General features: G+C 61.9%; 21 protein-coding genes. 18 read left to right on the forward strand and 3 right to left on the reverse strand.

Annotated elements, in window-relative coordinates; all coding sequences use genetic code 11:
• Window positions 1-13: 13 nt before the first annotated feature.
• The 18 genes from EFD56_RS01360 to EFD56_RS01450 all read left to right on the forward strand — a co-directional run bounded on the left by EFD56_RS01360 (window position 14) and on the right by EFD56_RS01450 (window position 18734).
• Window positions 14-2050: an NADH:flavin oxidoreductase gene (locus EFD56_RS01360; RefSeq protein WP_004671992.1), complete on the forward strand. Its 2037-nt coding sequence runs from the start codon at window positions 14-16 to the stop codon at window positions 2048-2050.
• Between the two features lie 164 nt (window positions 2051-2214).
• Entirely contained in the window at window positions 2215-2823 is a 609-nt protein-coding gene (locus EFD56_RS01365) for a dimethylsulfoniopropionate lyase (protein WP_037114201.1), read from the forward strand.
• Between the two features lie 99 nt (window positions 2824-2922).
• A complete protein-coding gene (locus EFD56_RS01370) occupies window positions 2923-3672 on the forward strand; it encodes an electron transfer flavoprotein subunit beta/FixA family protein (protein WP_126904446.1) in 750 nt (249 codons plus the stop codon).
• 25 nt (window positions 3673-3697) lie between these two features.
• Window positions 3698-4627 carry an electron transfer flavoprotein subunit alpha/FixB family protein gene (locus EFD56_RS01375; RefSeq protein WP_126904447.1) on the forward strand — a complete coding sequence of 310 codons (930 nt, stop codon included), beginning with the start codon at window positions 3698-3700 and terminating at the stop codon, window positions 4625-4627.
• Window positions 4628-4641: 14 nt separating this feature from the next.
• Window positions 4642-5334 carry a dimethylsulfonioproprionate lyase family protein gene (locus tag EFD56_RS01380; RefSeq protein WP_126904448.1) on the forward strand — a complete coding sequence of 231 codons (693 nt, stop codon included), beginning with the start codon at window positions 4642-4644 and terminating at the stop codon, window positions 5332-5334.
• Between the two features lie 93 nt (window positions 5335-5427).
• Window positions 5428-6555 carry an S-(hydroxymethyl)glutathione dehydrogenase/class III alcohol dehydrogenase gene (locus EFD56_RS01385; protein WP_012490072.1) on the forward strand — a complete coding sequence of 376 codons (1128 nt, stop codon included), beginning with the start codon at window positions 5428-5430 and terminating at the stop codon, window positions 6553-6555.
• A 3-nt stretch (window positions 6556-6558) separates the two neighbouring features.
• Complete coding sequence (gene fghA, locus EFD56_RS01390) at window positions 6559-7395, forward strand: S-formylglutathione hydrolase (RefSeq protein WP_012490071.1); 837 nt, start codon at window positions 6559-6561, stop codon at window positions 7393-7395.
• 55 nt (window positions 7396-7450) lie between these two features.
• Entirely contained in the window at window positions 7451-8023 is a 573-nt protein-coding gene (gene gfa / locus EFD56_RS01395; RefSeq protein ID WP_004675980.1) for an S-(hydroxymethyl)glutathione synthase, read from the forward strand.
• Between the two features lie 352 nt (window positions 8024-8375).
• Window positions 8376-9092, forward strand: a complete 717-nt coding sequence (locus EFD56_RS01405; RefSeq protein ID WP_004675979.1) for a GntR family transcriptional regulator — start codon at window positions 8376-8378, stop codon at window positions 9090-9092.
• Entirely contained in the window at window positions 9089-10000 is a 912-nt protein-coding gene (locus tag EFD56_RS01410; RefSeq protein WP_012490069.1) for a dihydrodipicolinate synthase family protein, read from the forward strand. Before EFD56_RS01405 ends, EFD56_RS01410 begins: the two co-directional genes overlap by 4 nt.
• On the forward strand, window positions 9993-11510 hold the full coding sequence (locus EFD56_RS01415; protein ID WP_126904450.1) for an aldehyde dehydrogenase: 1518 nt from the start codon (window positions 9993-9995) through the stop codon (window positions 11508-11510). The genes EFD56_RS01410 and EFD56_RS01415 overlap by 8 nt, the downstream gene beginning before the upstream one ends.
• Complete coding sequence (locus tag EFD56_RS01420) at window positions 11507-12853, forward strand: NAD(P)/FAD-dependent oxidoreductase (RefSeq protein WP_004679062.1); 1347 nt, start codon at window positions 11507-11509, stop codon at window positions 12851-12853. The genes EFD56_RS01415 and EFD56_RS01420 overlap by 4 nt, the downstream gene beginning before the upstream one ends.
• A 78-nt stretch (window positions 12854-12931) precedes the next feature.
• Window positions 12932-13783, forward strand: a complete 852-nt coding sequence (locus EFD56_RS01425; protein ID WP_004679057.1) for a glycine betaine ABC transporter substrate-binding protein — start codon at window positions 12932-12934, stop codon at window positions 13781-13783.
• Window positions 13784-13867: 84 nt separating this feature from the next.
• Window positions 13868-14959 carry a quaternary amine ABC transporter ATP-binding protein gene (locus EFD56_RS01430; RefSeq protein ID WP_012490067.1) on the forward strand — a complete coding sequence of 364 codons (1092 nt, stop codon included), beginning with the start codon at window positions 13868-13870 and terminating at the stop codon, window positions 14957-14959.
• Between the two features lie 21 nt (window positions 14960-14980).
• The gene (locus EFD56_RS01435; protein WP_004679053.1) at window positions 14981-15829 is read left to right on the forward strand and encodes an ABC transporter permease; all 849 of its coding nucleotides are present in this window, start codon (window positions 14981-14983) and stop codon (window positions 15827-15829) included.
• Window positions 15826-16677: an ABC transporter permease gene (locus EFD56_RS01440; protein ID WP_012490066.1), complete on the forward strand. Its 852-nt coding sequence runs from the start codon at window positions 15826-15828 to the stop codon at window positions 16675-16677. Before EFD56_RS01435 ends, EFD56_RS01440 begins: the two co-directional genes overlap by 4 nt.
• Before the next feature lie 16 nt (window positions 16678-16693).
• A complete protein-coding gene (locus tag EFD56_RS01445; RefSeq protein WP_004679049.1) occupies window positions 16694-17692 on the forward strand; it encodes a 4-hydroxyproline epimerase in 999 nt (332 codons plus the stop codon).
• 28 nt (window positions 17693-17720) lie between these two features.
• Window positions 17721-18734, forward strand: a complete 1014-nt coding sequence (locus tag EFD56_RS01450; protein ID WP_012490065.1) for a GlxA family transcriptional regulator — start codon at window positions 17721-17723, stop codon at window positions 18732-18734.
• A gap of 20 nt (window positions 18735-18754) precedes the next feature.
• On the opposite strand, the gene EFD56_RS01455 is transcribed toward EFD56_RS01450, so the two are convergent.
• The 3 genes from EFD56_RS01455 to EFD56_RS01465 are packed head-to-tail and all read right to left on the reverse strand — an operon-like array spanning window position 18755 to window position 22410.
• Window positions 18755-20035 carry a M24 family metallopeptidase gene (locus EFD56_RS01455; RefSeq protein WP_037117884.1) on the reverse strand — a complete coding sequence of 427 codons (1281 nt, stop codon included), beginning with the start codon at window positions 20033-20035 and terminating at the stop codon, window positions 18755-18757.
• A gap of 40 nt (window positions 20036-20075) precedes the next feature.
• Window positions 20076-21167 (reverse strand): FAD-binding oxidoreductase, encoded by a 1092-nt coding sequence (locus EFD56_RS01460; protein WP_012490063.1) that lies wholly within the window; start codon window positions 21165-21167, stop codon window positions 20076-20078.
• Window positions 21157-22410, reverse strand: coding sequence for an aromatic ring-hydroxylating oxygenase subunit alpha (locus tag EFD56_RS01465; protein WP_012490062.1), 1254 nt, complete (start codon window positions 22408-22410; stop codon window positions 21157-21159). The genes EFD56_RS01460 and EFD56_RS01465 overlap by 11 nt, the downstream gene beginning before the upstream one ends.
• Between the last annotated feature and the right edge of the window lie 89 nt (window positions 22411-22499).

A 22499-nucleotide genomic window follows, 5' to 3' on the forward strand; every position in this document is an offset into this window, starting at 1 on the left:
GGAACCACGGTCCATGTCGAATGATCCTCTCCTTCAGCCTTACCAGCTCAAGCATCTGAAGCTGCGCAACCGTATCATCGTGACCTCGCACGAACCGGCCTATCCGGAAGACGGTATGCCGAAGGAAAAGTATCGCGCCTATACGGTGGAGCGGGCAAAGGGCGGCGTGGCCCTGACGATGACGGCGGGTTCGGCGGCCGTCTCCAAGGACAGCCCGCCGGTCTTCAACAACCTGCTCGCCTATAAGGACGAGATCGTCCCGTGGATCAGGGAAATGACCGATGCGGTGCACGGGGAGGGGGCGGCGATCATGATCCAGCTCACCCACCTCGGCCGGCGCACGCGCTGGGACAAGGGCGACTGGCTGCCGGTTGTGGCGCCGTCGCATCATCGCGAGGCTTCGCACCGCGCCTTCCCGAAGAAGATGGAAGACTGGGATATCGAGCGCATCATCAAGGATTTCGCCGATGCGGCCGAGCGCATGAAGGCGGGCGGCATGGACGGTGTCGAGCTCGAGGCCTACGGCCACCTGATCGACCAGTTCGTGTCTCCGCTCACCAATGAGCTCGATGGCCCCTATGGCGGTTCGCTCGACAATCGTCTGCGCTTCTGTTTCGACGTGTTCAAGGCGATCCGGAAAAGGGTAGGCGACGAGTTCATTCTCGGCCTGCGCTATACGGCCGACGAATGTCTTCCCGGCGGCACGGGCAAGGCCGAAGGCCTCGAATTCTCCAAGCGCCTGAAGGAAAGCGGCCTCATCGATTACCTGAATGTGATCCGCGGCCATATCGACACCGACGCGGGCCTGACCGATGTAATCCCAATCCAGGGCATGGCGAATTCGCCGCATCTCGATTTCGCCGGCGAAATCCGCGCCGCCACCCAATTTCCGACCTTCCATGCGGCGAAGATCCCCGACGTCGCAACCGCGCGCCACGCGATTGCGGCCGGCAAGGTCGACATGGTCGGCATGACCCGCGCCCACATGACCGACCCGCATATTGTCCGCAAGATCATCGAGAAACGGGAAGAGGATATCCGCCCCTGCGTCGGCGCCAACTACTGTCTAGACCGCATCTATCAGGGCGGCGCCGCCTATTGCATCCACAATGCCGCCACCGGCCGCGAACTGACCATGCCGCATATCCTTGATAAGGCCGATGTGAAGAAGAAGGTCGTTATCGTCGGCGCCGGTCCGGCCGGTCTCGAGGCGGCGCGGGTTGCCGGGGAACGCGGCCACAAGGTGGTCGTTTTCGAAGCGGCGAACAATCCCGGCGGCCAGATCCGCCTCACCGCCCAGAGCGAACGCCGCAGAGAGATGATCAGCATCATCGACTGGCGTATGAGCCAGTGCGAAAAATACGACGTGACCTTCCACTTCAACAGCTGGGCGGAAGCCGACACGATCGAAGCCGAAAACCCCGATGTCGTCATTATCGCGACCGGCGGCCTGCCGCATACCGAGGTGCTTTCGACGGGCAACGAGCTGGTGGTCTCCTCATGGGACATCATCTCCGGGGACGTGAAGCCTGGCACCAACGTGCTGATTTTCGATGATGCCGGCGACCATGCCGGCCTTCAGGCGGCGGAATTTCTCGCCAAGGCGGGCGCCAAGGTCGAGATCATGACGCCCGACCGGTCCTTCGCGCCTGAGGTCATGGCGATGAACCTTGTGCCCTATATGCGCTCCCTTCAGAAGCATGACGTGACCTTCACCGTCACATATCGCCTGGAAGCGGTCGAGAAGAGCGGCAATCAGCTTGTTGCCCATGTCGGCAGCGATTACGGCGGGATTGCCAAGCAGAGCAGCTACGACCAGATCGTCGTCAATCACGGGACCATTCCGCTCGATGAGCTCTATTTCGAGCTGAAGCCCAATTCGAGCAACCTCGGCGAGATGTCGCATGACCAGCTTCTGGCTGGTGAACCGCAGTCGGTCGTTCGCAATCCCGAGGGCAAATTCCAGCTGTTCCGGATCGGCGACGCTGTCGCTGCGCGCAACACGCATGCCGCCGTCTATGACGGCCTGCGCATCGCGAAGGATATATGATTGCAGCAGAGGCCACCGGCTGGCAGGCCTAAAATCGTCCTGTTCTAAAGCGTGTCGCGATCTTTCGGATTCGCTTGTCACGCTTTAGGTCTTTGTTTTTACGCATGTCTTTATCGCAAAACCGCTGCACACTTTTGCGAGACATGCTCTAGGGAGGGGATGGCATGAGTTTACGCGGGGGGAGCCTGCAGATTTTCTTGGACACAGCGTCTCAGGCTTTCCAGGCATTTGCGACAGCCCCGGTGGCCCGACGCTCGATACGGCAGTTTGTCGCAAAGCTGGAGCAGCCGGGAACCGCACGTGCCGGCGACGGAAGCCGGTTGCCGGTCTGCGATTACCTTGATGTGGCGCTCGCGATTGATACCTCCTATGATCCCTCGCTGGGGCGATTGGTCGAGGCGTTCAAAGGCATCGAGCCAATGCTTGAATGGCGTCGGCGCACCAAGTATGACCACTCGGCGAGCGACAATTTTGCCGATGGGCATGCCAATGCGATGATCATAGGCCCCGGCGGACTGGAGGAGCGGAGCGACCTGTGGCTCGGTGTGACGTTGATGGCGCCGCATGTGCGCTATCCCGATCATGATCATGCGCCGGAGGAGGTCTATCTCGTGCTTTCCGAGGGGGAGTTCAAGCAGGGGGAGGGGAAGTGGTTTTCGCCCGGCATCGGCGGATCGTTCTATAATGTCCCAGGGATCAAACATGCCATGAGGTCGGTCGATACGCCGCTCTTCGCCTTCTGGGCGTTGCTTGCCGATCGACCGCACGAGTAGCGCGATGAGCAGGTTTAAACCTTGCAGCGTCCTGTGCGCGTCTGAAAGGACGTCCGGCGCTGTAGGGATCAGCATTCGGAAGAACAAAGGGGATTGCAAATGAAGATTCTCGTGCCCGTCAAACGGGTTGTCGACTACAACGTGAAGATCCGGGTGAAGCCGGATGGTTCGGGTGTCGAGCTTGCCAATGTGAAGATGTCGATGAACCCGTTCGACGAGATCTCGGTCGAAGAGGCGCTGCGGCTGAAGGAAGCCGGCAAGGCCGAGGAAGTGGTGGTGGTGTCGATCGGCCCGGCCAAGGCCGAGGAGACGTTGAGGACCGCGCTCGCCATGGGCGCCGACCGGGCGATCCTGGTCGAGACCGACGATCAGGTCGAGCCGCTCGCTGTCGCCAAGATCCTCAAGGCGGTCGCCGATGCCGAACAGCCCGGATTGGTCATCGTCGGTAAGCAGGCGATCGACGACGATAGCAACCAGACCGGCCAGATGCTGGCGGCATTGCTCGGCAGGCCCCAAGCGACCTTCGCCTCGAAGATCGAGATCGGGGACGGCAAAGCAACGGTCACCCGCGAGGTCGACGGCGGCCTGCAGACGATCGAGATCAAGCTGCCGGCGGTCGTCACCACCGATCTTCGTCTGAACGAGCCGCGTTATGCCTCGCTGCCGAATATCATGAAGGCGAAGAAGAAGCCGCTCGACAAGAAGAGCCCGGCCGATTTCGGCGTCTCGACGACGCCGCGGCTGACGGTGTTGAAGACCGAGGAGCCGTCCGGCCGCAAGGCCGGCGTCAAGGTCAAGAGCGTCGCCGAACTGGTCGACAGGCTGAAGAACGAAGCCGGCGTGCTGTAATCGGGTTGGAACAGGAGCAATTATCATGAGCATTCTTCTTCTGGCCGACCATGACGGCCATCACCTCTCCGACCAGACCGCCAAGGCGCTGACGGCAGCCTCGCAGATCGGCGCCGACGTGCACATCCTCGTCGCCGGCAAGGCCGCCAGGGCGGCGGCCGATCAGGCCGCCAAACTCTCTGGCGTCTCCAAGGTGCTGCTGGCCGAAAGCGATGCGCTTGCCAACAATCTGGCCGAACCGCTGGCCGACCTGATCGTCTCGCTCGCCGGCTCCTATGACACGATCCTGTCTGCCGCCACCTCGGTCGGCAAGACCGTGCTGCCGCGCGTCGCCGCCCTGCTCGACGTTGCCCAGATCTCCGAAATCATCGAAGTCGTCTCATCCGATACCTTCAAGCGGCCGATCTATGCCGGCAACGCCATCCAGACGGTGCAGGCAAGCGATGCGAAGAAGGTGATCACCGTGCGCACCGCCTCGTTTGCTTCGGCACCGACAGGCGGCTCGGCCTCGGTCGAGGCGATCGCAGCGGTCTCCGATCCGGGTCTGTCGCGCTTCGTCGCCGATGCGCTGTCGGCCTCCGACCGCCCGGAACTGACCTCGGCCAAGATCATCATCTCCGGCGGCCGGGCGCTCGGTTCGGCCGAGAAGTTCAAGGAGGTCATCCTGCCGGTTGCCGACAAGCTTGGGGCTGCCGTCGGCGCCAGCCGGGCGGCCGTCGATGCCGGTTATGCCCCGAACGACTGGCAGGTCGGCCAGACCGGCAAGGTGGTGGCGCCCGATCTCTATATCGCCGCCGGCATCTCCGGCGCCATCCAGCATCTGGCCGGCATGAAGGATTCGAAGGTGATCGTCGCCATCAACAAGGACGAGGAGGCGCCGATCTTCCAGGTCGCCGACTACGGCCTCGTCGCCGATCTGTTCGACGCCCTGCCGGAATTGCAGAAGGCGCTTTAACGGGGAGACCGAACGTGGCGCGCATGGCGGGACGTCCAATCAGGCCCGGTGCCGACCTTCTCCTGAACGATGAGGAAAAGCCGGCCTATATAAGACTGCATGACATCGGCCGGGAAAGGCGTCCCCGGCCGCTGCAGGAGTTCCTCAACGATATCGGTGGGCTGATGCTGTCGGCCGACGCTCCCGCCGTTGCCAGTTTCGTTGCCGGCAAAGTCCTTCAGAGGCTGCTCAAGACCGGCAAGGTGCACCCGGAAGGAGGCCCTCTTCCTGGTGTGCCCGAGGGATTGAGTGACGCCATCAGTCATTTGGCAAGATCCGGACGGAAATACGAGGCGATCGCCAGCCAGTTCAAGAGCCTCGCCGACAGACTGCTCTGGAGACGCGGCCGCACTGGCCCGTTTGCCAGCCTGAATTTCGGCAATACGCACTCCCACGCCGTTCTGGTCGGTCCTGGCGGCATGGAGGAGCGCGCCGATCTCCGGGTCGGCGTGATCTATATGGATCGCTATACCCGCTTCCCCGATCATATTCAGACGCAGCCACGCGCGTTCATTCTGCTTTCGCCGGGAGAAATCTGCCTTGGTGATTCCCAGTGGTTTTCTGCCGCGACCGGAACGGTCTTCGCCAATGATGCCGGGCAATCCTTCGCGATAAGATGCACGGCGCAGCCGCTTCTCGCGGTGTGGTGCCAGGTCGAGCCGGGATGACACCAAGATGAGGCCGAAGCAGATGGTTTCGATCGCTCGGTCGCATCCCGCATAATTAACAACGGAAATTGAATTAACAGGAGGGATTATCAAATGGACGTTCGCGCCGCCGTAGCCGTTCAGGCCGGAAAACCGCTCGAAGTGATGACCGTGCAGCTGGAGGGGCCAAAGGCCGGCGAAGTGTTGGTCGAGGTCAAGGCGACCGGCATCTGCCATACCGACGATTTCACCCTGTCCGGCGCCGATCCGGAAGGCCTGTTTCCTGCCATTCTCGGCCATGAGGGTGCCGGCATCGTCGTCGACGTCGGCCCGGGTGTGACCACGGTCAAGAAGGGCGACCACGTCATTCCGCTCTACACGCCGGAATGCCGCGAATGCTATTCCTGCCTGTCCCGCAAGACCAATCTCTGCACCGCCATCCGTTCGACCCAGGGCCAGGGCGTGATGCCGGACGGGACCTCGCGCTTTTCGATCGGCAAGGACAAGATCCATCACTATATGGGCTGCTCGACCTTCGCCAATTACACCGTGCTGCCGGAGATTGCGCTCGCCAAGGTCAATCCCGACGCCCCCTTCGACAAGATCTGCTACATCGGCTGCGGTGTGACGACCGGCATCGGCGCGGTGATCAACACCGCCAAGGTCGAGATCGGTTCGACGGCGATCGTCTTCGGTCTCGGCGGCATCGGCCTCAACGTGCTGCAGGGCCTGCGGCTTGCCGGCGCCGACATGATCATCGGCGTCGACATCAATCCTGACCGCAAGGCCTGGGGCGAGAAATTCGGCATGACGCATTTCGTCAATCCGAAGGAGGTCGGCGACGACATCGTGCCCTATCTCGTCAATATGACGAAGCGGGGTGGCGACCTGATCGGCGGCGCCGACTATACCTTCGACTGCACCGGCAACACCAAGGTGATGCGCCAGGCGCTGGAGGCCTCCCACCGCGGTTGGGGCAAATCAGTCATTATCGGCGTTGCCGGCGCCGGCCAGGAGATCTCCACCCGGCCGTTCCAGCTGGTCACCGGCCGCAACTGGATGGGCACCGCCTTCGGCGGCGCGCGCGGCCGCACCGATGTGCCGAAGATCGTCGACTGGTACATGCAGGGCAAGATCCAGATCGACCCGATGATCACCCACACGATGCCGCTCGACGACATCAACAAGGGCTTCGACATGATGCACAAGGGTGAGAGCATCCGTGGCGTGGTGGTCTACTGAGCCATGAAAACCATCTCGATCGACAAGTCTTACGGCGGCACTCAGGGCGTCTACGTCAGCCGCTCCGAAGCCTGCGACTGCGACATGACCTTTGCGGTCTTCGTGCCGCCGCAGGCGGCCGAAGGCAAGCGCCCGGTTCTGTGGTACCTGTCCGGCCTGACCTGCACGCATGCCAATGTCATGGACAAGGGCGAATATCGGCGGCTTGCCGCCGAGCTCGGGCTGATCATCGTCTGCCCGGATACCAGCCCCCGCGGCGATCACGTTCCTGACGAGCCCGACAATTGGCAATTCGGCAAGGGCGCCGGGTTTTACGTCGATGCCACCGAGCCGCCGTTTTCGGCCAATTATCGCATGTACAGCTACGTCACCGACGAGCTGCCGCGTCTGCTTGCCGCCGAATTTCCCGCCGATATGGATCGCCAGGGAATTTTCGGCCATTCGATGGGCGGACATGGGGCGATCACCATTGCGCTCAAGAATCCCGACCGCTTCCGGAGCTGCTCGGCCTTCGCGCCGATCAGCCACCCCTCGGTTTCCGGCTGGTCGAAACCGGCCTTGCGGAAATATCTCGGAGCTGACGAAAAGACCTGGCGGGCCTATGACGCCTGCTCGCTGATCGAAGATGGGCATCGCTTCGCCGAGCTCTTCGTCGACCAGGGAACGGCGGACAGTTTTCTGGAGGACGGGTTGCGTCCCGACGAGCTTCGGCAGGCCTGCGAGGCGGCGGGCATTCCCCTCAAGCTTCGCATGCAGGAAGGCTATGGCCACTCCTACTTTTTCATTTCGACATTCATGGAAGACCATCTGCGCTGGCACGCGCAGAGGCTTGGAAAATGATTGCAGAGCTCGGCCGGGCATAACGCAAACGGCCAGGGAGGGAAGGAGAGAAGCAATGAGCAGCATAGCCATTCATCCGGCAGTGGATTCGGGCTTTCGAGCGACTGACGCTGCTTTCACAGGCGGGACGCTGGTGTGCAAATGCACGAGCAATCCTGTAAAGGTCAGGATCAAGGGCGATATCGCCCACAATCACGCCTGCGGCTGCACCAAGTGCTGGAAGCCCGAGGGGGCAGTCTTTTCGGTCGTGGCGGTCGCTCCGACCGAGAGCGTCGAAGTCCTGGAGAACGGCGACAAACTCGCCGTCGTTGACTCGACTGCCTTGATCCAGCGGCACGCCTGCAAGGAATGCGGCGTGCATATGTATGGGCCGGTCGAGCGCGAACACCCGTTCCAGGGATTGTCCTTCGTCCATCCCGAGCGCTTCCAGGAAGGCGGCTGGGCAAAGCCCGGCTTTGCGGCCTTCGTGTCGTCGATCATCGAAAGCGGTTTCGATCCCGCCAAGATGGATGCCGTCAGAGCGCAGCTGAAGGCGTCGGGTCTGGAGCCCTATGATTGCCTCTCTCCCGGCCTGATGGATTATATCGCCACCTGGATTGCCAAGAAGAGCGGCGTGCTCGCCGCCTGAATTTTTCGGGGAGCGCTGACGCCGGCGCTCCCCGATCAAGCCGGGCAGCGGCCGATAGACGTTTCTGATGCCCCTGCGCAGCTTTGTCCGCGGGCTTCCGATATCCGCCTCGACGTCGACTTTCCCGCACTTTGCCACCGACAATCAGCTTGAAAATGACTGCGCGATGCGTCGAGCGCCGCGGGCCCGTTCGCGCATGGCTTCGTGTTCGATCGTCGCGACTGTCGCGGCGCCGAAAAAATTGTGTTTTTCTCGAATACGAATTGTGTACGCAAGGTACACAATCGTTGACTCCTGCCGAAAGGCGTGTCATCTTTCCTGCAGTAGAGCAACGAATGGCCGGAGATCGACGATGGCGAAGACACCCAAGAGCAATCTCTACGAAGATCTGAAACGCCAGATTCTGACGATGGAACTGGACCCGGACGCCGATCTGGACGAGGCCAGTTTGAGCGAAAGGTACGGGCTTTCCCGGACGCCGGTGCGCGACATATTCCGCCGTCTTGCCGGCGAGGGTTATATCGACATCCGCGAGAACAGGGGTGCGCGGGTCATCCCGATGAACCACTCCACGCTGCGCAATTTCTTTCTCGTCGCGCCGATGATCTATGCGGCGGTCGGCCGTCTCGCCGTGCAGAATTTCAAGCCCGCGCAGCTTGTCGAGCTGAAGCAGACGCAGGAGCGGTTTCGCGCCGCCAGCCAGAAGACGGACGCTCTGGCGATGGTGCTGGAGAACAACCGCTTTCACGAAATCTTCGGCGAGATGTCGGGCAACGTCTACATGCAGCCGAGCCTCGGCCGGCTGCTCATCGACCACGCGCGCATCGGTCACACGTTTTTCCGGCCGAAAAACGAGGACATGAGGCGGCGGCTCCAACTGGCCGTCGACCATCATGACGGCTTTATCGCAGCGCTCGGCGCTCACGACGAGGATGCCGTCGTCGATCTCGTTTTTGAACACTGGGAATTGTCTCGCGAGAACATGGAGATGTTCATCGCACCGCAAGGCCTCAAGGCGGACGCCTTCGTCGGCGGTCCAGCCACGCAAATATTGGAGAAGTCATCGTGAAGTTTGAGGGGATCTACACGCCGGCGGTAACGCCGCTCGATCGAGATGGTCAGATCGACCGGGCCGGATTTGCAGCCGTGCTCGAGTCGCTGATCGAAGCGGGCGTCCACGGCATCATCGTCGGCGGCTCGACCGGCGAATACTACGCTCAGAGCAGCCAGGAGCGTTTCGAGCTCGGGGCCTATGCCAAGGAGGTCATCGGCACGCGGCTGCCGCTCATCATCGGCACCGGCGCCACGCGCACCGAGGATTCGGTCGAATATGCCAAGGCTGCAAAGGAAATCGGCGCGGATGCGATCCTGGTGTCGTCACCGCCCTATGCGCTGCCGACCGAACGCGAGAACGCGGTCCATGCCCTGACGGTCGATCGCGCCGCCAACCTGCCGATCATGCTCTACAACTATCCCGCCCGTATGGGTGTGGTGATGGGCGAGGAGTATTTCTCCCGCGTCGGCAAGTCGAAGAACGTCGTCGCCATCAAGGAAAGCTCCGGCGACATGGGCAATCTTCACCGGCTCGCCCGGAAATTTCCGCACATTGCGCTGTCCTGCGGCTGGGACGACCAGGCGCTCGAATTCTTCGCCTGGGGTGCGAAGAGCTGGGTCTGCGCCGGCTCCAATTTCCTGCCGCGCGAGCATGTCGCCCTCTATGAGGCCTGCGTCCTCGAGAAGAATTTCGACAAGGGCCGGGCGATCATGAGCGCGATGCTGCCGCTGATGGACTTCCTCGAATGCGGGAAATTCGTCCAGTCGATCAAGCACGGATGCGAGATCATCGGCCTCAAAGCCGGTCCGGTGCGGGCGCCGCTGCGCGGACTGAACTCCGAAGAGAAAAGAACCCTTGAGACCGTCGTTTCCACGTTGAAGCGCACGATCGGCCAGATCACGTCGGGAGCCAACCATGCATGAACCTTTGACCGCCGCCGAATACAAGGCGATTGCCGCCGGTCTTCAACTTCCGACGAATGCCTTCATCGATGGTGCATTCCGTCCGGCAAATTCCGGCAAGACCTTCACCTCGACCAACCCCGCCACCGGCGAGGCCCTGGCCGAAATCGCAGCCTGCGATTCCAGTGACGTCGATTTCGCCGTTGAGAAGGCGAAAGAGGCCTTTGACGACGGCCGCTGGCGGCTTCGTTCGCCGGGCGAGCGCAAGGAAGTGCTGCTGAAGCTTGCCAAGCTCCTGGAGCGCAACAGGCACGAACTCGCCGTCATGGAAAGCCTCGACAGCGGCAAACCGGTCCGCGAATGCCAGACCGTCGACGTTCCCGATACCATTCATACGCTGCGCTGGCATGCCGAGCTGATCGACAAGCTCTACGACAACACCGCGCCTGTCGGCGCCAACGCGCTGACGATGATCGTGCGCGAGCCGATCGGTGTCGTCGGATGCGTGCTGCCGTGGAATTTCCCGCTGCTGATGCTGGCCTGGAAGATCGGCCCGGCGCTTGCCGCCGGCTGCTCGGTTATTGTCAAGCCGGCGCAGGAAACGACTTTCACGACGCTGCGCGTCGCCGAGCTCGCCCTTGAGGCAGGCATTCCGGCCGGCGTCTTCAACGTCGTCACCGGTTCCGGCCGCGAGGTCGGCGAGCCGATCGGCCTGCATATGGACGTCGACATGGTCGCCTTCACCGGTTCGACGCCGACCGGCCGCCGCTTCCTGCGGTATGCGGCGGATTCCAACCTCAAGAAGGTCGTGCTCGAATGCGGCGGCAAGAACCCCGCCGTCGTTCTCGACGATGCCGAGGACCTGGATCTCGTCGCCGAGCAGGTCGTCAACGGCGCCTTCTGGAACATGGGCGAGAATTGCTCGGCCACGTCGCGCCTCATCGTCCATGCCAAGGTCAAGGACGAGCTGATGAAGCGCATCGGCGCCTATATGCGCGAATGGAAGACGGGCGATCCGCTCGATCCGGAAAACCGCATCGGCGCGCTGGTCAGCAAGTCGCACTTCGAGAAGGTCAAATCCTTCCTCGACGACGCCAAGACGGAGAAGCTCTCCGTCACCCAGGGCGGCGAAACCTATAACGGCATCTTCATCGAGCCGACCTTGGTCGAGGGCGTGACGCCGGCGAGCCGCCTGTTCCAGGAAGAGATCTTCGGGCCGATCCTGTCGGTCACGACGTTCAACACGCTCGCCGAGGCGACCGCTCTGGCCAACGACACCAATTACGGCCTGACGGCATCCGTCTACACGGGCAGCCTGCGCAATGCGATCCGGCTGACCCGCGACATCCGCGCCGGCCTGGTCACGGTCAACTGCTTCGGCGAAGGCGACGCCACCACACCGTTCGGCGGCTACAAGGAGTCCGGCTTCGGCGGCCGCGACAAGTCGGTCTTCGCTCACGACAACTATTGCGAACTCAAGACCATTTGGATCGACATATCCGAACGGTCGGTCGACGAGACGATCCGATGAGCCGCCATGTGATCAAGCACCTGCCGACCGACACCGGCGTTTCGGGATGGGAGGCGACCAGCGAACGCACCTTTCCCGTCACGGCGCTTGAGCACGACATTACGGCCGACTGGCTGATCATCGGCGGCGGGTTTGCCGGCCTGTCGGCAGCACGTCGTCTTTCGCAATCGCGCCCTGAAGACAAGATCGTCGTCCTGGATGCGCGTGAACTTGCCAAGGGACCGGCCGGGCGCAATTCCGGCTTCATGATCGACGTGCCGCACAACCTGTCCTCGGGCGAGTATTCGGTCGCGGACGAGGCGGCGACGAAGGACGAGATCCGTCAGAACCGTCTGGCGATTTCCTTTGCGGCCGATGCTGCAGCCGAATATGGCATGTCGCGCGAGACCTTCGATCCGGCGGGCAAGGTGAATGCCGCGGCCTCCGAGCGGGGGATGGGACTGAACGACAACTACCGGAAGTCGCTCGAAAAGATCGGCGAGGACCATCGTGTTCTCGATGACGCTCAGATGCTAGACATGACCGGCTCGCGTTACTATCTCGGCGGTCTCTATACGCCGGGCGCGGTGATGATCCAGCCGGCCGACTATATTCGCGGCCTGGCGCGCGGGATTTCCTCCAAGGTGATCATCCACGAGCACTCGCCGGTCCTGGAGCTTGCCCGTGAGGGCCGGACCTGGAAGGCAAAGACGGCCCGCGGCTCGGTTTCCGCGCCCAAGGTCATTCTGGGGGTAAACGGCCATATCCAGAGTTTCGGCCACTTCCGGGGCCGGCTGATGCATATCTTCACCTATGCGTCGATGACGTCGGCCTTTTCGCAGAACGAGTTCGGCGGCGACGTCACCGGCGTCGATCGCTGGGCGCTGCTGCCGGCCGATCCGATGGGCGCCACGGTGCGCAAGATCACCAAAGACGGGCTTTCCAGAATCGTCGTCCGGACGCGGTTCACCTACGACCCGAGCCTCAAAGTGTCGGAGAAGCGGGTCGCCGGCATCGCCTCCGAACAGCGGCGGTCGTTCGATGCCCGTTTCCCCGGGCTGGAGCGCGTTCCGATGGAATACAGCTGGGCGGGTGCACTCTGCCTTAGCCGAAACCATGTGCCGGCGTTCGGCGAGGTCGACGAAGGACTTTTTTCCGCCTGCTGCGAAAACGGTCTCGGCACCGTCAAGAGCACGCTTGCCGGGATGATGGCGGCCGATCTTGCGACAGGAGTGGCCAGCCCGGAGCTCGACAAATTCAAAAACCAGCCGGAACCGACGAGATTGCCTCCCGAGCCCATAGCATGGCTCGGCATCAACTCGGTGATCCGCTTTCAGGAATTGCGTGCGGGCCGCGAGGGATGAACCCTCGGCTCACGCAATAGGAAGACTGCCGCCCGCAGGCTTCGATGAGAATGGGAACTAAAACCAGGAGTAACAACAATGAAGACTTTGTGGAAGGCTCTCTGCGCCGCTGCGGTGATCGGGATGAGCATCCTGCCTGCCCGTGCGGAGGAAAAGACGATCACTCTGGGCACGATGGCGTGGGAAGACCTGACGCCGATCACCGGCATTACCAAGAAGGTTCTGGAAGACGCCGGCTATACCGTGAAGGTCACCGAATTTTCCGAATGGGGCATTGCCTATGCCGCTCTCGCGAAGGGCGATATCCAAGCTCTGACCTCGCAGACCGATTACGTCGCTCAGGACTATTGGGACAAGAACAAGAACCGCCTCGAGAAGATTTCTCCGGTTTCGCATGGCCTCTATCAGGGCGTGGCCGTTCCGAAATATGTCCCGATCGACTCGCTCGAACAGCTCAATGAAAACGCCGACAAGTTCGGCGGCAAGATCATCGGCATCGAGCCGGGCGCCGGCCTGATGCGCGATACCTCGAATGCGGTCAAGGAATACGGCCTCAAGCTCCAGCTCGTCGAAGGCAGCACGGCTGCGATGACGGCGGCGCTGAAGTCTGCCTACGACCGCCAGGAATGGATTGCGGTGACGATCTGGGAGCCGTCGTGGATGGTCCAGAAGTACGAGGTCAAGTACCTCAAGGATCCGAAGGGCGTCTTCCCGCCGCCGCAGAGCTACTACTGGATCGGCCACAAGGGCTTCTCGGAAGAATATCCGCATGCCCGCGAAGTCATGGCCAGCGTCTACGTGCCGATCGCCGACATCACCACCATCAACGGTGCAGTCAAGGACGGCAAGACGATGGACCAGGCCGTGCAGGACTGGATCGGCAGCCATGCCGACCTGATCAAGCGCTGGGAAAACATCAAGAAGAAGTAAATGCCGCGTGGCCGTCCGAACCCTCGGGCGGCCACCCTGAAACCTAAGAAAGAAGCCAGCGCCATTGGCTCAAAGGGGATCGCTATGAAAACCGCCAATATCGATGCCAATGATGTCCTGATCGACTGCCAATCCCTCTGGAAAGTCTTTGGGGGCAAGTCCGCTGCGGCGATGAAGTCGATCAAGGAGCGCGGCCTCGGCAAGACAGAGGTTCTGAAGGAATTCAACTGCGTCGTCGGCGTCTCCGATGCGAGCATCCAGGTGCGGCGCGGCGAAATCTTCTGCATCATGGGATTGTCGGGAAGCGGAAAATCGACGCTCATCCGCCTTCTCAACAAGCTGATCACGCCGAGTTCCGGCAAGGTCATGGTCAAGGGGCGTGATCTCGCCAGCCTGTCGCCGGTCGATCTGAGACAGATGCGCGCCAAGAATATCGGCATGGTGTTTCAAAGCGTCGCTTTGTTGCCGCACCGGACGGTTCTGGAAAATGCGGCCTTCGGCCTCGAGGTTCAGGGAATCGCCAAGCTGGAGCGCAACAAGACCGCCGCTGCCGCGCTGGAGAAGGTCGGCCTCGCCGACTGGCTGAGCCGGTATCCCAGCGAGCTTTCCGGAGGCATGCAGCAACGCGTCGGACTTGCGCGCGCGCTCGCTTCCGACCCCGAAATCATTCTCATGGACGAGCCGTTCAGTGCGCTCGACCCGCTGATCCGCCGCCAGCTTCAGGACGAGTTCCGCCAGTTGACCAAGGCGCTTGGCAAGTCCGCCGTTTTCATCACCCATGATCTCGACGAGGCGATCCGCATCGGCGACCGCATTGCGATCATGAAGGACGGCGTCATCATTCAGACCGGTACGGCCGAGGAGATTATCCTCAACCCGGCCGATGCCTATGTCGCCGAATTCGTCGCCGGCATATCCCGTCTGCATCTGATCAAGGCGCATTCCGTCATGCGCAGCGTCGCCGAATTCCAGCAGAATGCGGCGAATTCCGACATCGCTTCGCTGGCGCGGACGACGCCGGACGCCGATATCGACGAGCTTATCTCCTTGACGATGCAGTCGGACCGCGACGCCATCGCCGTCGTCGACAAGGATCAGGTCGTCGGCGTCGTCACGCCGCGCAGCCTGCTGATGGGCGTCAAGGGAACTTCCGCCCACGATCTGACGGCGGCGTGACCCCAACCGGAGCTGATCGACATGGATACTTCAGTCTTCACCGATCTGTTCGACGAATGGACGGACTCCGCGCTCGAATGGGTGAGCGACAACGGCGAATTTCTCTTCGACTATATCAGGCAGGTGCTCGAGGGCCTCTATGATGGGATCCTCTGGCTCCTCGAGCTTCCGCCGTTCTATGTGATTGCGATCGTCGTGGCGCTGATCGGCTGGCGGCTGGTCAATGTCTGGTTCGCGGCGCTCAGCGGTGTCGCGCTGGCGCTTTGTTTTTCGATGGGGCTCTGGCCGGAGACGATGAGCACCCTGGCACTGGTCCTCACTGCCACCGTGATCGCCCTGGCGATCGGCATTCCGATCGGTATCGCGGCGGGCTTTTTCACCGCTCTTGATCGCTTCATGGAGCCGGGTCTCGATCTCATCCAGACGCTTCCGCCATACATCTACCTGCTGCCGGCGATCGCCCTGCTCGGCTACGGACCGGCGACGGCGTTGATCGCCACCGTGATCGTCGCCGTGCCGCCGGCGGTCCGCCTGACCTCGCTCGGTATCCGCATGACCCCCAAGGAGTTCATCGAACTTGGCGAGGCGCTGGGGATGACACCGGCAAAGATGTTTTTCAAGATCCGTCTTCCCTTTGCTCTGCCCAGCATCATGGCGGGCATCAACCAGAGCCTGATGATGGCCTTCGGCATGGTCGTCATCGCCGGCATCGTCGGTTCGGGCGGGCTCGGAGAGACGATCTACGGCGCGATCAGGACGCTCGATATCGCGACTTCTATCAATGCGGCGATCGCCATCGTGGTATTGACCATGGTGATTGACCGAATAACGCAGAGCGCCGCTCGCTTGGGAACGGGGAGGAAGTCATGAATATTTCGGACTTGCAGTTTTCGCCCGGCGCTTTCCTGGCCCCGGCCGTCGATTGGCTCAACACCAACCTTCATCCGCTGTTTGCGGCCATCAGCTATGTGGTCGAAACGGTGCTTTCCGCCATCGAGGCCGCACTTCTCTTCGTGCCGCCTTTTGCGCTGATCGCGATCGTCGTCGCGGCGGCATTCTTTGCCGTCAGCCTGCGCGCCGCCATCGTCGCCGGCCTCTGCCTCGGCTTCTGCCTGCTTGTCGGACTGTGGACGGCGTCGATGCAGACGCTTGCGCTGGTCACCGTCGCCGTCGTGATCTCCGTTCTCATCGCCTTTCCGATCGGCGTACTCTGTTCGCGCTATAAGACATTGGAGGCGGCGGTTCGCCCGGTTCTCGACGTGATGCAGACCGTGCCGCCATGGGTCTATCTCATTCCGGCGGTGATGATCTTCAGCCTCGGACGCGTGCCGGCGATCATCGCCACCATCGTCTATGGCATTCCGCCGATGCTGCGTCTGACGACGCTTGCCTTCAACCAGGTGCCGAAGGTGTTCATCGAGCTCGGCAGCGCCATCGGCGCACCGCCCCGCTCGATCCTGTGGAAGATCGAGATGCCGCTTGCCAAGCAGACGCTGCTGGTCGGGCTCAACCAATGCATCCTGCTGTCGCTGGCGATGGTTGTGCTCGCCGGTCTCGTGGGTGCGGGCGGGCTCGGCGCGGAAGTGACGCGCGGCTTGACGCGCATGGAAATGGGGCTCGGCCTCAGAGCAGGCCTGGCAATCGTTGCCGTCGCCCTGCTGCTCGACCGGTTGACCCGCGGCCTGTTCGACCGCGGCCGGCTGGCGAAGGCGCGGTGAGCGGGGATATGAAAAAATGAGAAACAGCTTCTTCTGCATCGACGCCCATACCTGCGGCAACCCGGTCCGTCTCGTCGCCGGCGGCGGTCCGCTGCTTCCGCATCTGCCGATGGGCGAGCGCCGGGAAATCTTTGTCCGCGACCATGACTGGGTTCGCAAGGCGCTGATGTTCGAGCCGAGGGGGCATGACATTATGTCGGGCTCGATCATCTATCCGGCCTATCGGGAAGATTGTGATTTCGCCGTTCTTTTCATCGAGGTAAGCGGCTGTCTGCCGATGTGCGGCGCCGGCACGATCGGCACCGTCACCGCCGCGATCGAAGAGGGCTTGGTCAAGCCGCGTGAAGCCGGAAGGGTCGCTATCGAAACGCCGGCCGGCAGGGTCGACGTCACCTATGAGGAGAAGGGCGGCTATGTCGATTCCGTTCGCCTCCACAATGTGGCGAGCTATCTCCACCAGGCGGATGTCGAGGTCGATGTGCCTGATATGGGCCGGCTGCGTGTCGATATTTCCTATGGGGGCAACTATTATGCGGTCGTCGAGCCGCAGGAGAACTGGAGCGGGCTCGACGGCATGAGCGCCTCCGACATCGTCGGATGCAGCCAAAAGCTCCGGGCAGCGCTTGCCCATGTCGTCGATCCCGTTCATCCCGATGATCCGAGGATTCGCGGCGTCCATCACGCGATCTGGTGCGACCGCCCGGTGAATGATGTCTCGGACGGGCGCTGCGCCGTCTTCTACGGAGAAAAGGCGATCGACCGGTCGCCCGGCGGCACCGGCACGTCCGCACGCATGGCGCAGCTTTACGGAAAGGGCCGGCTTGCCGTCGGTTCGAGATACCGCCATGAAAGCCTGATCGGAACGATTTTCGAGGGCAGGGTCGAAGCCGAGGCGAAAATCGGACCTTATGCCGGCATTCTTCCGAGTATCGGAGGCTGGGCGCGGGTGATCGGGCACAATACGATTTTCGTCGACGATCGCGATCCGCTGGCGCACGGTTTTCAAATTCGATGAGGGGCGTTCGAAGGGGCAGGAGATGAACATGCGACCTGAACAGCATCGATTGGTAGACGATAGCGCAAAACAGCCGGCCCGACTGAAGGTGGGGTTCGTTCTGTCGCGGTCCTTCACGCTGTCGGCCTTCGCCTTGTTCGTGGATACGCTGAGGCTTGCGAGCGACGAGCAGGATCGGTCCGGAAGGGTGCTTGCCGACTGGCAGGTGATCGGCAGCACGCGGCACCTGATCACCTCCAGCTGTGGCGTCCAGGTGGCGCCGACCTCGGATTTCGTCGATCCCTCAAGGTTCGATTATATCGTCGTCGTCGGCGGCCTGCTGACGGTCGAAAATCCGGTCGACCAGCAGACGATCACCTTCCTGCGGCAGGCGGATGCGAAGAAGGTGCCGCTGATCGGCGTGTGCACCGGTTCGTTCATCCTGGCGGCGGCTGGCCTGATGAAACGGCACGAATCCTGCGTCAGCTGGTTGCATTACAAGGAGTTTCGCGAGCGCTTTCCGGAGCTTGCCGTCCGCTCCGACCGGCTCTTCAATCTCGACCGGCAGCGCGGCTCCTGCGCCGGGGGCAGCAGCGCTGCCGACATGGCGGCATTGCTGGTGAGAAAATACATCAGCCGCGATGCCGAACGAAACGCGCTTGAGGTGCTTCAGATCGAGAAGGCCCGAACGCCATCGGATGTTCAGCCGCGGCGTCCGCTCTATGACGACTATGACGACGCCCGCGTCAAGGCGGCGATGATCACCATGGAGCAGTTCGTCGACGGCAGCATGCCGATCGAGAAGCTTGCCGCCATGGTCGGGCTCTCAAGGCGGCAGCTGGAGCGGATCTTCATCGAAAAGACGGGCATGTCGCCTGCCAAGGCCTATAACCGCGTTCGCATGGAACGGGCAAAATCGATCCTTGCCCAGTCGAAAGCGCCACTCATCGAGATTGCGCTCGATGTCGGTTTTGAAAACGCCTCGCAGTTCACCAGAACGTTCAAGCGCACATTCGGGCAGACGCCCTCGCAGCATCGCGCGGCGACCTTGAGAGCGCACTGAAGCGTTTTCTTACCGGCGTCTCAGACCTCCTCCCAGGGAAAGCTGTCCAGCCGCTCGGCTCCCCTTGAGGTGATCAGGGCCTGGGTTTCCAGTTTGATGCTTTCCGATCCCGCCTCGGCGATCAGGCTTTCGACGTTGAGCACCATGTTCTCCTCGATGACGCCGCTGAAATCGGGATCGAAATCCGGATGCAGCATCACGCCCGGCCACTCGTCCGCCATGCCGGTGCCGTGCAGGGCCAGTGTGTAGCGGTAGGGCTGGTATTTTTCCGGGATCCGCCAGGACAGTTCGTTGAACTCCCGGAACGTCATGCCGGGCCTGATGACGGACAGATTGTGCTCGATCTGATCCCTGGCCGCGGCATAAATTTCCCTCTGCTTGGCGTTCATCGCGACATGGCCGCAGGTCCATGAACGCGAGAGGTCGGCGCAATAGCCGTAGGGGCCGATCATATCGGTGTCGAAGGAGATCATCTCGCCGCGCTTGACGACGTAGTCGGAACATTCCTGATACCAGGGATTGGTTCGCGGGCCGGAGGTCAGGAGCTTGGTCTCCAGCCACTCGCCGCCGCTGCGGGCATTTTCGAAGTGAAGCTCGGCCCAGATTTCCCGCTCGGTGCGGCCGGGTTCTGACACCTCGTACATGCGCGCCATGCCCGCTTCGCAGACGCGGATCGTCCAGCGCATCAGTTCGATTTCGTCGGCGCTCTTGATCGATCGCGCCCGTTCGGCGAGTTCCTGGCCGTCGAGCAGCGTAAAGCCGCGTTCGGTCAGCTCGAAGGCGCCGGCCGGTTCGAGCCGGTCCACGGCGATGCGCCTGTTGCCGCCATTGCCTTTGACGATGTCGGCGATCTCGTCCGCCCAGGCCTTCAGCCGGGGTTCCACGAGGTTGCCTGCGGTGAAGAAGATCCAGGATTTCGATGGCCGGATCTCGTCGATGCCGGGCAGCCCGTCATTGACGTGTTCGGCGCCTTCGAATTCGAAAATGATCGCCGGGCCGTCGGCCAGGATCAGCGCGTAGCGGGACGGATTATGCATCGTCCAGATGCTCATATTCGACGAGTCGAAGGCATAGCGGATATTGACGGGATCGTAGAGCAGCAGGGCGCCGCAATCCCATTCGCGCATCTTCATGCGCAGCCGTTCCAGCCGGTAGCGCCGCGCCCGGTCGAGGGTCGCGGCCGGCACCGGACTGATGAGCGGTCGGTCGGCGCCATCGGGGTTGAGGTAGGCCTGTTTCCGCTCGTCCTTAAAGACGGTCGAGCCGGTCAGCTCGACGGAGGCGTTGTCGTCTCGCAGCATCCGGGTGATCCCCTGTTGTCGATGATTGATGCGGTGTCGCTCAGCGTTCGATGACGAGATCGCTGAGCGGCTTCGAGCAGCAGGGCAGGAAGAAGCCGGCGTCGATTTCCCGCTGGCGGATGCCGCCATTGTGGTTCATGTCGACCGTGCCTGAGGTGAGCTTCGACTTGCAGGTGCCGCAGACCCCGTTGGCGCAGGAGGACGGGATCCTGACGCTCGCTTTCTTCGCGCAGGAGAGCACGCTCTGATCGCCAGTTACCTCGATGCTGCGGGCCTGCTTGGAGAAGGTGACCTGAAAGACCTTCGCGGCTGCTTCCTGGATCGCGGCGATTTCAGGCTCGTCGATGACGGCGGCGTCGAAGCTTTCCTCGAGATAATGCGCAGCGGGAACGCCGAGTTCGGCGGCAATGCCGCGCGCCGCCGCCATGAAGGGGGCGGGGCCGCAGCACATCACCGTGCGGTCGGCGATATCGGGAACCGCCAGCCTGAAATAATCCGCCGAAATACGGCCGGTAAGGCCGGACCAGGAGGGCTCGCCCGCAACCGTTTCTGGCAGGAAATGCAGCCGCAGCCCTTTCAGCTTGCGGGCGATGCAGGCAAGCTCATCGCGGAAGATCAGATCGAGCGGCGTGCGTGCGGCATGCAGGAAGACGACGTCGGCCGGCGCGCAGCTGTCGGCGAGCTCACGCAGAATGGACATGACGGGCGTGATGCCGGAGCCGCCGGAGAGCAGCAGAAGCTTCGGCTTCGAAGCCTCGGACCGGACGAAATGACCGAGCGGGCCGTTCGCCTTGACCGACGCACCCGGCACCAGCGTGTCGTGAAGCCAGTTGGAGATCTTGCCGCCGGGAACGCGCTTCACCGTCACCGAGAAGGCGTTCGTGCGATGCGGCGACGAGGAGATGCTGTAGCAGCGGCTTTCAGGCTCTCCATTGTGCTCCAGGTCGAACAGGAAATACTGGCCGGCCTTGAAGGCGAAGCGCTTGCCGTCAGGGGAGGCGAAGGTGAAGGTCTTGACGTCGTGGGTCTCCTGCTGGACGTCGAGGCAGACGAGTGTATCGTCTTCCTCGGGATTCCAGACGTCGTGACGGACGGCCTTTGCGAGCGGCGCTTGCGGGTTCCTAGTATCCATGAGCGCGCATCCGGTCGATATACCAGGTGGCGAACTTGTCGAGGTTCGTCTCGGAGAAGCGGGAATAGGGACCTGGCTGATAAGCGGGGTCGAGCGCGCCGGCATGGGAGCGGGCGACGAGATCAGCGTCCTGGTCGGTCGTCGCGATCCACACATCTGTCAGCTTGTCGAGGTCGTAATCGACGCCTTCGACGGCATCCTTGTGGACTAACCATTTGGTGCGGACCAGCGTCTTGCCCGCCGAAAGCGGAATGACAGTTGCCACGACCGCATGGTCGCCCATGAAATGGTTCCAGCTGTTATGGCCCCAGAGATGCGTGTCGCCGAGATCCTTGCGGGTCATCTGCCCGAGCAGCTTGGACGAGGCGGCAGTGGCGTCATGCGTCTGGGATTCGCCGGCGCCTGATATGATCAGCCGCTGCGTGCGGAAGTTCGTGGCGCAGTCGGCCAGCTGCTCGATGGCAGCTGACGGAAACCCATCGGCTTCCCATACCTGGGTGCGCGCCTCGTACAGCCGGAAATGCTCCTCGGCCTGTTCGCGATCCTCCGGGCTCAGCGTCTCGGGATCGAAGCCGAAGTCGAGATCGACGAAGGAGACGCAGAGCTCAGGATGGTTCGCGGAGCAATGGTAGCACTCGCGATTGTTCTCCATCGTCAGCTTCCAGTTGCCGTCTTCGATGACGTCGGTCTGGTGGGCGATCTTGGCATTGCGAATGTCGTAGGGCGCGAGACGCTCGACCATCGCCTGTTCGAGGCCGGCAATATCCTCAGGCGGATTGTCGGACAGGCAGACGTAAATCAGGCCGCCGATCGATTTGAAGGTAACGGGCTTCAGACCGTGACAGTCCTTGTCGAATTCTTTGCCCATGTGCGGGGCGTAGCTGAGCTCGCCCGTCAGTTCATAGGTCCAGGTGTGATAGGGACAGACAAGCTTCGAAACGATCGTCTTGCCCGGGTTGAGAAGACGCGAGCCGCGATGGCGGCAGACATTGTGCAACACGCGGATTTCGCCGTCGTCGTCGCGCAGCAGGATCAGGCTCGTCTTGCCGATGTCGACAACGGTGGCGTCGCCGGGCTCCGGAACATCGCAGTCGAGGCCGACGCAGATCCAGTGCTTGTGGAAGAAGACATCGATATCCGCTTCGAACACGTCTTCGCGGATGTAGAGCCCGGCCGGCAGCGAATGGCCGTCCGCGCGGGAGTCCAGAAGTGCCGAAATGGAAGAAGGAAGCCTGTTTAGCATGAGAACCCCTTATGTGAGAGTTTCCCTAGATTGCTCTTGCAGCGCCGGGCTTTCAACGGCATAAAAAATTAGCTTCGCATAAGTTTTTG

Origin of the sequence: Rhizobium phaseoli, from assembly GCF_003985125.1 — a bacterium.
In the GTDB taxonomy this organism is placed as follows: Bacteria; Pseudomonadota; Alphaproteobacteria; order Rhizobiales; family Rhizobiaceae; genus Rhizobium; species Rhizobium phaseoli.

Excerpts from the sequence above, each read along its gene's own strand:
- gfa (WP_004675980.1), top strand. The coding sequence starts at position 7,451 with ATGAGCAGCATAGCCATTCATCCGGCAGTGGATTCGGGCTTTCGAGCG.
- EFD56_RS01435 (WP_004679053.1), top strand. The coding sequence starts at position 14,981 with ATGGATACTTCAGTCTTCACCGATCTGTTCGACGAATGGACGGACTCC.
- EFD56_RS01385 (WP_012490072.1), top strand. The coding sequence starts at position 5,428 with ATGGACGTTCGCGCCGCCGTAGCCGTTCAGGCCGGAAAACCGCTCGAA.
- fghA (WP_012490071.1), top strand. The coding sequence starts at position 6,559 with ATGAAAACCATCTCGATCGACAAGTCTTACGGCGGCACTCAGGGCGTC.
- EFD56_RS01415 (WP_126904450.1), top strand. The coding sequence starts at position 9,993 with ATGCATGAACCTTTGACCGCCGCCGAATACAAGGCGATTGCCGCCGGT.
- EFD56_RS01425 (WP_004679057.1), top strand. The coding sequence starts at position 12,932 with ATGAAGACTTTGTGGAAGGCTCTCTGCGCCGCTGCGGTGATCGGGATG.
- EFD56_RS01365 (WP_037114201.1), top strand. The coding sequence starts at position 2,215 with ATGAGTTTACGCGGGGGGAGCCTGCAGATTTTCTTGGACACAGCGTCT.
- EFD56_RS01440 (WP_012490066.1), top strand. The coding sequence starts at position 15,826 with ATGAATATTTCGGACTTGCAGTTTTCGCCCGGCGCTTTCCTGGCCCCG.
- EFD56_RS01460 (WP_012490063.1), bottom strand. The coding sequence starts at position 21,167 with ATGGATACTAGGAACCCGCAAGCGCCGCTCGCAAAGGCCGTCCGTCAC.
- EFD56_RS01465 (WP_012490062.1), bottom strand. The coding sequence starts at position 22,410 with ATGCTAAACAGGCTTCCTTCTTCCATTTCGGCACTTCTGGACTCCCGC.
- EFD56_RS01445 (WP_004679049.1), top strand. The coding sequence starts at position 16,694 with ATGAGAAACAGCTTCTTCTGCATCGACGCCCATACCTGCGGCAACCCG.
- EFD56_RS01360 (WP_004671992.1), top strand. The coding sequence starts at position 14 with ATGTCGAATGATCCTCTCCTTCAGCCTTACCAGCTCAAGCATCTGAAG.
- EFD56_RS01455 (WP_037117884.1), bottom strand. The coding sequence starts at position 20,035 with ATGCTGCGAGACGACAACGCCTCCGTCGAGCTGACCGGCTCGACCGTC.
- EFD56_RS01450 (WP_012490065.1), top strand. The coding sequence starts at position 17,721 with ATGCGACCTGAACAGCATCGATTGGTAGACGATAGCGCAAAACAGCCG.
- EFD56_RS01405 (WP_004675979.1), top strand. The coding sequence starts at position 8,376 with ATGGCGAAGACACCCAAGAGCAATCTCTACGAAGATCTGAAACGCCAG.
- EFD56_RS01375 (WP_126904447.1), top strand. The coding sequence starts at position 3,698 with ATGAGCATTCTTCTTCTGGCCGACCATGACGGCCATCACCTCTCCGAC.
- EFD56_RS01430 (WP_012490067.1), top strand. The coding sequence starts at position 13,868 with ATGAAAACCGCCAATATCGATGCCAATGATGTCCTGATCGACTGCCAA.
- EFD56_RS01420 (WP_004679062.1), top strand. The coding sequence starts at position 11,507 with ATGAGCCGCCATGTGATCAAGCACCTGCCGACCGACACCGGCGTTTCG.
- EFD56_RS01370 (WP_126904446.1), top strand. The coding sequence starts at position 2,923 with ATGAAGATTCTCGTGCCCGTCAAACGGGTTGTCGACTACAACGTGAAG.